This is a genomic window from Pseudomonas edaphica (assembly GCF_005863185.1).
In the GTDB taxonomy this organism is placed as follows: domain Bacteria; phylum Pseudomonadota; class Gammaproteobacteria; order Pseudomonadales; family Pseudomonadaceae; genus Aquipseudomonas; species Aquipseudomonas edaphica.
In genome coordinates this window covers 1-2,974 of the sequence record NZ_VBVZ01000703.1, presented here as the reverse complement: position 1 = coordinate 2,974, position 2,974 = coordinate 1, and the positions used below count along the sequence as shown (strand labels likewise).

General features: G+C 60.3%; 2 protein-coding genes and 1 pseudogene. 2 read left to right on the top strand and 1 reads right to left on the bottom strand.

What is annotated here, in order from left to right:
* Window positions 1-131: pseudogene (locus FEM54_RS29250) on the bottom strand (heme-binding protein); the annotation flags it as partial.
* A gap of 256 nt (window positions 132-387) precedes the next feature.
* On the opposite strand from FEM54_RS29250, the gene gcl reads away from it, so the two are divergent.
* Complete coding sequence (gene gcl, locus FEM54_RS29245; RefSeq protein WP_099549032.1) at window positions 388-2,163, top strand: glyoxylate carboligase; 1,776 nt, start codon at window positions 388-390, stop codon at window positions 2,161-2,163.
* A 10-nt stretch (window positions 2,164-2,173) separates the two neighbouring features.
* Window positions 2,174-2,956 (top strand): hydroxypyruvate isomerase, encoded by a 783-nt coding sequence (gene hyi, locus FEM54_RS29240; protein ID WP_017136239.1) that lies wholly within the window; start codon window positions 2,174-2,176, stop codon window positions 2,954-2,956.
* The last annotated feature ends 18 nt before the right edge of the window (window positions 2,957-2,974 follow it).

Sequence of the window (2,974 nt, the reverse complement as noted above, 5' to 3'; positions counted from 1 at the left end):
CGTTGCAGGGTGATCAAGTGGCCGCCGCTGTCGAGCACCGCAATGGTCAGCGGCGCGGCTGAGATCGTGCGGCCTGCGGTGAGGGCCTGACTGGCGAGTTGGGTGGCAAGTTTCAAGGTTAAAGCGCTCATGGTGCCGTCCTTCTTTTGTTATTGGGAATGCGGTGGAGGTCTGTTTGATCAGATGCTCGATCAAACAAATAGAACACAATGACATTTATTTTTGTATACAATATTTTCGCCAAAAGGCTCCACACGTCGAAAAAAGTGCTTCCGACGAACGCCATGGCCACTTTGCAAAATGCATTGACCTTCGCCGCTCGCCGTGAATACACTTTATCCAGACACCACTTGTATACAATTACAAAACGCAAGAGGCACCAAAACCATGAGCAAAATGAGAGCAATCGAAGCCGCCGTCCTGGTAATGCGCCGTGAAGGCGTGGACACCGCCTTCGGTATCCCGGGCGCCGCGATCAACCCGCTGTATTCGGCCTTGCAGAAGGTCGGTGGCATCGATCACGTCCTTGCTCGCCACGTTGAAGGCGCCTCGCACATGGCCGAGGGCTACACCCGCACCAAGGCCGGCAATATCGGCGTGTGCATCGGTACTTCCGGCCCGGCGGGCACCGACATGGTCACCGGCCTGTACAGCGCCTCGGCCGACTCGATCCCGATTCTGTGCATCACCGGCCAGGCCCCACGTGCACGGATGCACAAGGAAGACTTCCAGGCCGTGGATATCACCAGCATCGTCAAGCCGGTGACCAAGTGGGCGACCACTGTTCTGGAGCCCGGCCAAGTGCCCTACGCGTTCCAGAAAGCCTTCTATGAAATGCGCTCCGGCCGCCCTGGCCCGGTGCTGATCGACCTGCCGTTCGACGTGCAGATGGCCGAGATCGAATTCGATATCGACGCCTACCAGCCACTGCCGCTGGCCAAGCCCTTGGCTACGCGCATCCAGGTGGAAAAAGCCCTGGCGCTGCTGGATGCGGCCGAACGCCCCTTGCTGGTCAGCGGTGGCGGCGTGATCAATGCCGACGCCAGCGAGTTGCTGGTTGAATTTGCTGAACTCACCGGCATCCCGGTGATCCCGACCCTGATGGGCTGGGGCACGATCCCGGACGATCACCCGCTGATGGTGGGCATGGTCGGCCTGCAAACCTCGCACCGCTATGGCAACGCAACGATGCTCAAGTCGGACGTGGTGCTGGGCATCGGCAACCGCTGGGCCAACCGCCACACTGGTTCGGTGGAGGTATACACCGAAGGCCGCACGTTCATTCACGTCGACATCGAACCGACGCAGATTGGCCGCGTGTTCACGCCGGACCTGGGCATAGTGTCCGACGCCGGTTCTGCGCTGACGATGTTCATTGAAGTGGCCCGCGAGTGGAAAGCCGCCGGCAAGCTCAAGGATCGCAGCGCCTGGCTGCATGACTGCCAGCAGCGCAAGGCCACCCTGCACCGCAAGACCCACTTCGACAACGTGCCGGTCAAGCCGCAACGCGTGTACGAAGAGATGAACCAGGTGTTCGGCAAAGACACCTGCTACGTCAGCACCATCGGCCTGTCGCAGATTGCCGGCGCGCAATTCCTGCACGTGTACAAACCACGCCACTGGATCAACTGCGGCCAGGCCGGCCCCTTGGGCTGGACCATTCCGGCGGCACTCGGCGTGGTCAAGGCCGACCCGAGCCGCAAAGTGGTGGCGTTGTCGGGCGACTATGACTTCCAGTTCATGATCGAAGAGCTGGCGGTGGGCGCGCAGTTCAAGCTGCCGTACATCCACGTAGTGGTGAACAACTCCTACCTGGGCCTGATTCGCCAGGCCCAGCGCGGGTTTGAGATGGACTACTGCGTGCAGCTGTCCTTCGACAACCTCAACGCCCCGGAACTTAACGGCTATGGCGTCGACCATGTGGCTGTCGCCGAAGGCTTGGGTTGCAAGGCGCTGCGCGTATTCGAGCCGGGCCAGATCCAGCCGGCGTTGCGCAAGGCGCAGGAAATGATCGAAGAATTCAAGGTTCCGGTGATTGTTGAGATTATTCTGGAACGCGTGACCAATATTTCCATGGGCACCGAGATCAACGCCGTCAACGAATTCGAAGATCTGGCCCTGGTCGGCAACGACGCGCCGACTGCCATTTCCCTGCTCGATTAAGGAGAACCCTATGCCGCGTTTTGCCGCCAACCTGTCCATGCTGTTTACCGAGCAGGACTTTCTCGCCCGTTTCAAAGCGGCCGCCGACGCCGGCTTCCAGGGTGTGGAATACCTGTTCCCGTACGAGTTCAGCTCCGCCGAGATCAAGGCGCAGTTGGATGCCAACGGCCTGACCCAAGTGCTGTTCAACCTGCCGGCCGGTGACTGGGCCAAGGGCGAGCGCGGTTTGGCGTGCCACCCGGATCGGGTCGAGGAGTTCCGTGCCGGGGTCAAGCTGGCCATCGCCTACGCCCAGGTGCTGGGCAATACCCAGATCAACTGCCTGGCCGGGATTCGCCCCGCCGGTGTGGATGACGAAACCGTAGAAAAGACCTTTGTCGCCAATCTCAAGTACGCCGCCGACAAGCTGCAAGCGGCGGGCATCAAGCTGGTGATGGAGATGATCAACACCCGCGACATCCCGGGTTTCTACCTGAACAACACGGCGCAGGCCCTGTCGATTCGCGAGCAGGTGGGCAGCGCCAACCTGTTCCTGCAATACGACATCTACCACATGCAAATCATGGAAGGCGACCTGGCCCGAACCATGGCCGCGCACCTGGGTGAGATCAACCACATCCAGTTGGCCGACAACCCTGGGCGTAACGAGCCGGGGACCGGGGAGATCAACTATCGCTTCCTGTTCGAGCATCTGGATCGGATTGGTTACACCGGTTGGGTCGGCTGTGAGTACAAGCCGCTGACCACCACCGAGGCGGGACTGGGTTGGCTCAAAACCCATAACGCCATCTGACTGACACAACACAAAAGA

Coding starts and splice junctions, on each gene's coding strand:
- gcl (WP_099549032.1), top strand. CDS start 388: ATGAGCAAAATGAGAGCAATCGAAGCCGCCGTCCTGGTAATGCGCCGT.
- hyi (WP_017136239.1), top strand. CDS start 2,174: ATGCCGCGTTTTGCCGCCAACCTGTCCATGCTGTTTACCGAGCAGGAC.